The organism is Methanosarcina sp. A14, assembly GCF_001729375.1.
Lineage (GTDB): Archaea > Halobacteriota > Methanosarcinia > Methanosarcinales > Methanosarcinaceae > Methanosarcina > Methanosarcina barkeri.
This window is the reverse complement of record NZ_LZPK01000187.1, coordinates 1-8176: the sequence shown is the minus strand read 5'-3', so window position 1 is coordinate 8176 and position 8176 is coordinate 1. Positions and strand designations below refer to the sequence as shown.

The window sequence follows — 8176 nt, the reverse complement described above, 5'->3', positions numbered from 1 at the left end:
GACCGAAAAACTCAGCAACGAAAGGATCAACCATCATAGCGGTTGCAGTACAATGGTTTTCAGGATAGATCTTCACTAAATATAGATACTCCAGCTTTCTGCAGGATCTTTCCAAGACGGAAAAGAGGGAGACCTATGACGTTAAAGAAATCACCCTCTATTTTTTCCACAAAGGTTGCCCCTTTTCCCTGAACAGCAAAAGCTCCTGCTTTATCAAGGGGTTCTCCTGTTCTGACATAGGCTGAAATCTGTTCATTGCTTATTTTGTCCATCCAGACCGTTGTGGATTCCAGTTCACTGATTTCTGTCCTTCTGTCCAGGTCAAGGACTGTAAGCCCGGTTATAACCAGGAATTGCTGTCCACTTAAGAGTTTCAGTATTTTCTCTGCTTCTTCGGAAGATTTTGGCTTTCCCATGAGTTTTCCATTAAAAAGCACCGAGGTATCAGCAGAAATTACAAGCCCGGAATTAAGATGTTTGGCTACGTCTCTGGCTTTTTCGACAGAATGCTTTAAAAGAAGTTCTTCAGGGTGTATGCCAGGGCAAGGAGATTCTTCATAGGAACTGGCATAGACCAGGAAGTCATCTCCTATAAGTTGTTTAATCAATTCTTTTCGCCTTGGAGATGCAGACGCGAGAATGATCTGACGCATGGTAAAAACTCAGGAAGCATGGGATATATGTTGTATTGCAGATCGAGAAAACATGAAAATTAATTCGTGAAATTTTAATTAGCGAAATTGTTGATTATCCGTGAATACTTTCAAAGAACCTTCTTATATTGCAAAGATCCTCAGGTTTTCCAAGAAGGATACAGGCATCTTTTGCATGAAGGATGAAATTTCCTTCTGGAGTGTAAATCAGATCTGAGCCTCTGCGAACCGAAAGTACTGTAACTCCGTGTTTTTTTCTGAAGTTCAGGTCTTCAAGGGCTTTTCCATCGAAACTTGAACCATCTTCCACTTTCAGAACCTGAATATCAACTCCAGGAAGCCCGTCTTTTATGCTGAACTCGCTATCATCACATGTATTCCCTGACAATTTTCGCAGCATCCGGTAGCCATTAGCCCGCACATCATTTACAAGTTTTTCAATGTTCTCTCTCGGAACCAGATACTTTTCCAGCACGCGGACAAAGATTTCTACTGAGGTTTCATATTCCTCGGGGATGATTTCATCCGCTCCCAGGGAATTGAGGCGTTTCATTTCCTGCAGATCCCTTACTTTTGCGATGATACAGATGTTCGGATTCAATTTTTTCACAATTTCTACGATCTTACCTGTGGCGGTTGAATCTGAGATCCCGATAATAAGAACTCTTGCACTCTTAACGCCTGCATGTTCCAGTACAACCTCAAAAGTTGCATCTCCATAGTGGATGTTTTCCCCCTTCTGTTTTTCTTGGATAACAATTTCAGGGTTTGCTTCTACAATAATATAAGGGATGCCTGCGGCTTTTGCAGCCTTCGAGACTGTTCTTCCGGAAAAACCAAAACCTACGATGATTAAATGGTCTTTCATTTCAGGCTCAGCCTGTTCTTCTTCTTTAATAGGTTCCGAATATAAGCCATGTATTAGCTTCAGGCCGTTGGTTGTTCCTGAAACTCTTGTGACAAGGAAATCGATGGGCTTGTAGGAAGCATTAATCAAAAAAGGCGTAACTCCCATGGTAATTATAGAAACTGCAAGAAACGCCTGGTAAGCCTCTTCAGTCATGAGAGAATACTCCACCCCCAATCTGGATAGAACAAAAGAAAATTCTCCTACCTGAGACAATGCAAACCCTGTCAATATAGCTGCACGAAGAGGGCAGCCGAGAAGAAAAGTACTAGCTACTCCTGCTATTGATTTTATAATTATTAAGGCAATTGAAGCAATAATAAGGATCATGAGATGATCAAGCAAATATTCAGTGTTCAAGAGCATCCCTACAGACACAAAAAAGAAGCTCATGAACATATCTCTCAAAGGTATAATATTGCCCATTGCTTGCTGGCTGTACTGGGAGCCTGATATGACAATCCCAGCTAAAAACGCGCCAAGGGCAAGAGACAGCCCGATACTTGAGGTAAAGAGAGCGGTAGAAAGGCAAATGAAAACAACACTGACAAGGAATAACTCTTTATTGCCCGTCCTGCCCACATGGTAGAATATGTAGGGAATCAGGAATTTGGCACTCAGGATAAAAACCAGAATGACCAGTGAACCTTTGAGAAAAACGGTTGAAAGTGAACCTTCAAAGCTTAGAGAATCTCCAGCCAATAATGGGGTAATAAGAATTAGGGGAACGATAGCGAGATCCTGAAATATCAAAATTGCAAGTGAGGTTTTCCCATGTTGTGTATAAACTTCGTTTCTGTCCTGGAGGACTTTGAGTACTATTGCAGTACTGCTAAGTGATATCAAAAAACCGAAAAAAACAGAGGTAGTGGAGTTAAAACCTAGAGATGAACAAATAATGAGGGTAAGAAATATAGTTAAGAGGATCTGGAGAGTTCCACCCAAGAATAAAGCCTTCTTCATCTTCCATAGTTCTTTTAAGGAGAGGTCAACTCCAATTGTAAAGAGTAAAAAGATTACACCGAGATCGGCATTCAGTTCATTCTGTCCTCCATTGAGAATACCAAGCCCATATGGGCCAATCAGCATTCCGGTTACAAGAAAACCAAGTACAGGAGGAACTTGAAATCTGTAGAAAATAGTAAGAATTAAGATAGCAAAGCCAAGAAGTACGTCAACGTTTGCCAGTAAAGAGGATACCATTTATTTTTCTCCTCCATAAGTTGAAATAGGGCTATTTGAGCCTTTAGAAATCTTGAAAAACCTAAGATAGGCCCTAGGATTAAACATTAGAATTATACTTGCCAACCCCAAAATATTTTGACTGATCAATAACAATATTTATCAAAAGATATAGTATTTTCGGTGAGAGACTAAATTTTCATAAATCCAGAAAACTGCTTCCATTGCAATCTAATTCTAAGAAAAAGTGAAAAACAAGTGAAAAACAAGTGAAAAACAAGTGAAATTTAAACACACTATCTAAATATTAAATCAAAGATCCAATAAAAATTAATAAATAAATTAATTATGTTGAGCATCTGACAGAAGTGATAGATCAGGTCGCTCTGCCATGTTGACAGAAATGGTTGTTTGGATTTGCATTTTTGAGATCATATTCCTTCCAGACTTCACATGAACTGCAGATGCATTGTCTGTCAAAGTCAAGGTCCTGACATGGGGCCGGACCTTCCGAGCAATAAACACCCGGAACATTTTCTGGGTCTGGAACTTCACCTGCATGAGCATTCTTCAATGCCTGTTTTGCACTCTTGACCTCACTCTGTGCACATCGACTCTTAGCCTGAACTGGACACTGTGAACATCTACACCTGCTAATATTTTTTTCTACATAAGGAACCACAAACTCAGTGCCTCTTTCAAAAGTTACATTTCGATCTCTAGGTGTTATCGAGCTTTTCTCTTCGGTTGGTGCATCTCTTCCCATATTCTATACCCCCAAACTTAATACTCAATTGATTTTTATCACCAATGTGATAATATAAAACCAGTTTTATAATTTTTAGTTCATTGTAAATTTAGATTTCTAGAGAATAAAAGTCTTTTCAGTTACAGAACAAGTATAGAGTAATCATAGAGAGAATATGTAGTAGTGATCTTAAGAGGCTACTGCATTTAAGGTTATTTCTTTTGAGTTATTTCTTTTTAAGTTATTTTTGAGGTTATTTCGTTTAAAATTACTTCGTTTGAAGTTACTGCACTTGGAAAAAAACAGGTTTCAATTGAAATATATTGAAAAAAAGGAAAATGATTAGAATTATTGGCTCACTGAGATGCGGAACAATAAAAATACAAAAGTTGTGGCCGATAAAATCGGCTCCTTATATAAGGTGATGTGATGCCGATTAGAAGTGCAGACTATGTAATTTCAATTATGTGAGCCTTCAGACTCTGTATCTTCAGAGCTGACAACCTGATATCCTGCATCTGTCCAGGCAATGATACCTCCTACCATATTATAAACCTGGGAATATCCTGCGTTTACAAGCATTTTACCTGCCGTATCACTTCTGCGTCCTGTTCTACAGTAAACCAGTATTTTCTCTTTGGGTACTTCGTCTATACGAGCTTTAAGCAGACTATCCGAACTCAAATTTGATCCAAAGGCATTGCTTAGGGGAATTAAGGTCGCTCCTTTGATATGAGATGAGTTAAACTCATCAGGCGTACGAACATCAAGTACGAATACATCGCCTGTTTCAATCATCTCTTTTGCTTCCTGTACACTTACGTTCTCAATCCCTGAGTTTTTTTCCTTTCTCTGTTCCGAAAAGATTAAAAAGGCTACAAGAAGTAGGAAAATAAGAGCAACAAAATACGTCAAATTTCCTTTATTCAATCAAACTCCTCCAGTGCTATAAATTTGAGATCATTAAAAGTTAATAGATACATTTATTTCTTTGCAGAATACACACGGTTTCTATGAATTCTTTATTTATGTAAAAATTACTTTCCAGATACAACTATATTTCCTTAAATAAACTAAGCCAATTATATGATCATCGGTTAAGGAATTTTCTTGCTGAAGGATATCGATTTTACACCTGAAATCTGATTTTTCCAAAATCGATATCATTAAAAATTGCCAAAAAATAAATGTCGACCTGCAGAAAGTAGGTTAAGAGAAAATCCTGTATAAATTAAATCAGTAACAGGAAAAATGTAACGCTAATCATCGGGTACAAAGTAGAAGTTAGTAATTTGAGCCTCAGGAGTTTTTCCTTAATCAAGCTATACCTAAGAGTCAGAAATCAGAAACTTTCTTAAAAATTCGGCAGATTTGTCAGATTATGATCTCTAAGAAAAATAAAATGAGGCTCATTCGTAAATTCACTTCGATGACTGCTATCCAGTATAGAGAAAGAAACTACACAGTTAAACTAAAGAACCAGTCGCATAAGACTTTAAATGTCTAATTTATATATGTGATAGAGGTACGTGCTCATACTTCTTTTACTACTTAAACGCGTAATTTCTGTTAAGAGTACTCCCCCATAGAAACTCTAAACTTGAACTATTGAGGACTTAATGGTCCTTGCAGCCTGATGTAAGACGTTACGAATGAGTAATCATGCTTTAACTTATATTATGACAGTCTAGTTAACAACAGTCATTCCAGCCGTCAATCCAGGAGTCGCCTGTTCCAAAGAAGCAACCATTTCCTAGGAAGCAATCGTATCCGAAGAAGCTACCTCCAAAGAAGGCGTCGAAGTCAAAGTCATAGTCGCAGCCGCAGCCGCAGCCGCATTTATCTTTGTGATTGCATTTATCTTTGCATCCCCAGTCACAGCATTTATCCTTATTGCAGTCGCATTTATTTTTACAGTAACCTGCACTGGCTGACCCAACTGTCAGAGATGCTACAAAAAAGACCAGCACTAGCACGCTTATTGTCTTCTTAAGTATTCTCATTTGTACACACTCCTATTGTTTGATACGACTAAGCTGTCGGTGTTTCAACCATTTTTATCGGTATATACAGCACTTAAGCGTTATTTTATCACTTAGTTATTGACGGTATTCTGGAAGGCATATTACCGACAGATTTTGCTCTCATTTTATGTGCCGAAAAAATGTACCGATTAAAATGATCCCAAGTTGCCCCAACAAATAGTACGTACCAACAGGAGATTATACTCAAAGAATATAATAGATATAGAAATATAAATAAGAAACCATTGTTAATTAAAAGAATATATCAAATAATATACTATTTACAGCCTATTTTATATAATTTTATTTTTATAGTTTATTATCTTTAGCCGAAACGTTTTTTGTTAATAGACTTTTTTTGTTAATAGACTTATTTCAAAACCTAATTTATACTTAATTCAAAGAGCGTTCATGCTCGCTCAGTAATTTGAAATTGCCTTGTCAATTCAAGGAATTAAATTAAAAAACGAATTTTAAGCTATGCAATAATCTGCAAATTTTATCGGTGTTTGCCTGATAAATGGTAGGTCGTAATTAGGAAAACAGAGAAGAACCAGTAGCAAAAAAGATTGAAAAATTTTGCAAATCTACTTTTTTTCCCTTTCTGAAAACCTGTTAATTTCACTGGAAAGACACTGTACTTTGCTGCGCAGTTCTTCAATCTCTTTTGAGAACGACTTTTCACTTCTGACAAGAAGGTGTGCAAGGGCCGCAGTTACATATACGAGAATGTATAAAGCATAAGCAGATAATAAGAAGGCCAGTATCCTTCCTTCAGCGGTTTTTGGCCAGTAATTACTTCCTACTGTAATCATAATCATTGCTGTCCACCGGAGAGCATCCAAATAAGAAGTAAAACCTTGCCGCTCAAAATCATATATCCCCGCGGCTCCAAGTAGAGTTATCAAAGTCGTAAGCAGCAGAATATATATCAAGCCTCGCTGCTCCATTATCTGTCGGACTGTTCTTAAGCTCCGATAAAAAGAAGAGAGAACACTGGCCAGATGAAGAGATCTGACATGGCTTGCAAAACCAACCAGCTTGAATCCGCTAAATAGCCTCAGGATTCTCAATGCAGGCAAAAACAGGGAAAGAGCGACAAGCCAGTTTTCCTTTAAATAATCCTTCTTTTTCGGGGAAACTTCCAGTTCGATAAAAAAATCAATTATAAATATTCCCCAGATAAAAAAACTTAATGTCTGCAATGTAGGTGAAAGACCAGACACTAAGTCTATAATAATAAGAATCAACCATAAAATTGACAGTGACGTGAGAAGGAAATCAAAAAGAGAATCAATCTGGGAAAGTAATTCCATTCTTTCTTCTTTTAATTGCTATTTATCCATGTGTTTTACTCTCATCAAGTATATGATCACATGCAAATTAGTGCACTTGCATTGTTAAAAGAAATAACTGATATATATAATAAGTATTCTTAGGGCATTTATAGACTTATTGATAAATCTATTTTAGTCCGGAAGTTTGTTTGACGCTCGAATATCCGGTAAGAGCAGAAATAGATCGAAAGGCTGATTTTGGATATCAGGTAAACATGCCGAGTAGATAATGCATGTCGAGTAGATAATGCACGATAAAAAACTGGAAAAATAAAGAAGTAAGGAACTGTAAATACTATATATTTGCAGCTTCTACTTCCTGAGGCGGATTTTCAATCAAACTGACAGGTAATCCTTTCCTTATTCATACTTTGTTACACGAACATTTTACCGATCAATAGTTACTTCATACCTAATTTTTCGGTCATGTTCCCCATGTTCTTAATAGTAGTCGTGTTTCCAGTAATGTTGCATGTAACGGTTCTGGTTATTATTTGAGTCATATCATCCATATTTCGGATCATAATCTTTTTTCCGGTTACACCCATTTTTCCGGGCATTTTGGTCACGTCTTCCATTTCTCCGGCCATTCCAGTCATGCCCATATCCTCTAGTATAACCGTACTTGCGTCCATTCCGCTCAAATAATTCATTTTTTCGTCCATTCCAGGCATATTATCCATTTGTTCGACCATTGAGGCCATATTATCCATATCTTTAAATATAATCATGCCTCCGGTCATGTTACACATCATGGGTCTGGTCATGTTCCCCATTTTTCCGGTTATGTTCTCTATTCTTGCGGCCATTCCGGGCATATTAGATAGTTTTCCGGCTACCTCTTCCATACTACCCATGTTTCTGATTATAATCATTTTTCCAGTCAGATCACATGTTATGGTCCCACTCATATCTCCAGCCGCGAGCACAGTCAGGTTTTCCATTCTTCCGGTCTTGTTCTCCATTTTTGCGGCCATTTTGGGTATGTTTTCCATGTCTTTGGTCATATTGCATGTCACAGTTCCAGTCATGGTTCCGACCTTGACTATGGTCATGTTCTGCAGGTTTTCTGCCATTCCGGACATGTTCTCCATTCTTGTGGCCATTCTGGCAGACATATTTCCGGCTGACCTAGTCTCCATTCTTGTGGCCATTACACCCATTTTATCCATTTTTCCGAAAATAATCACTTTTCCGGGCATATTCTCCATTTTGCCAATTATAAGCGCTTTTTCGGTCATATTTCCAATGTCATTGACTATGACCACCTTTCCGACTATATTAAATGTCACGGGTTTTGTCATGTTCCCCATTTTTGTCATGTT

6 protein-coding genes and 1 pseudogene are annotated in these 8176 nt (G+C 37.7%); all 7 read right to left on the bottom strand.

The features are described 5' to 3' along the window. Positions 1-59: 59 nt before the first annotated feature. Positions 60-653: a Maf family nucleotide pyrophosphatase gene (locus A9239_RS09625; protein WP_048121687.1), complete on the bottom strand. Its 594-nt coding sequence runs from the start codon at positions 651-653 to the stop codon at positions 60-62. A 94-nt stretch (positions 654-747) separates the two neighbouring features. After that, positions 748-2763, bottom strand: a complete 2016-nt coding sequence (locus A9239_RS09620) for a monovalent cation:proton antiporter family protein (protein ID WP_048121686.1) — start codon at positions 2761-2763, stop codon at positions 748-750. Between the two features lie 355 nt (positions 2764-3118). Further along, complete coding sequence (locus tag A9239_RS09615; RefSeq protein WP_048121684.1) at positions 3119-3508, bottom strand: DUF2769 domain-containing protein; 390 nt, start codon at positions 3506-3508, stop codon at positions 3119-3121. Positions 3509-3949: 441 nt separating this feature from the next. Further along, positions 3950-4420: a rhodanese-like domain-containing protein gene (locus A9239_RS09610; protein ID WP_048156218.1), complete on the bottom strand. Its 471-nt coding sequence runs from the start codon at positions 4418-4420 to the stop codon at positions 3950-3952. 761 nt (positions 4421-5181) lie between these two features. Further along, the gene (locus tag A9239_RS09605) at positions 5182-5493 is read right to left on the bottom strand and encodes a hypothetical protein (protein WP_048121680.1); all 312 of its coding nucleotides are present in this window, start codon (positions 5491-5493) and stop codon (positions 5182-5184) included. Between the two features lie 608 nt (positions 5494-6101). Beyond that, a complete protein-coding gene (locus A9239_RS09600) occupies positions 6102-6830 on the bottom strand; it encodes an ion channel (protein WP_048121678.1) in 729 nt (242 codons plus the stop codon). 422 nt (positions 6831-7252) lie between these two features. Next, positions 7253-8176: pseudogene (locus tag A9239_RS09595) on the bottom strand (hypothetical protein); the annotation flags it as partial.

Bases quoted from the DNA above. Each gene is read 5' to 3' on its own strand.
- A9239_RS09625 (WP_048121687.1), bottom strand. From the start codon at position 653: ATGCGTCAGATCATTCTCGCGTCTGCATCTCCAAGGCGAAAAGAATTG.
- A9239_RS09620 (WP_048121686.1), bottom strand. From the start codon at position 2,763: ATGGTATCCTCTTTACTGGCAAACGTTGACGTACTTCTTGGCTTTGCT.
- A9239_RS09615 (WP_048121684.1), bottom strand. From the start codon at position 3,508: ATGGGAAGAGATGCACCAACCGAAGAGAAAAGCTCGATAACACCTAGA.
- A9239_RS09605 (WP_048121680.1), bottom strand. From the start codon at position 5,493: ATGAGAATACTTAAGAAGACAATAAGCGTGCTAGTGCTGGTCTTTTTT.
- A9239_RS09600 (WP_048121678.1), bottom strand. From the start codon at position 6,830: ATGGAATTACTTTCCCAGATTGATTCTCTTTTTGATTTCCTTCTCACG.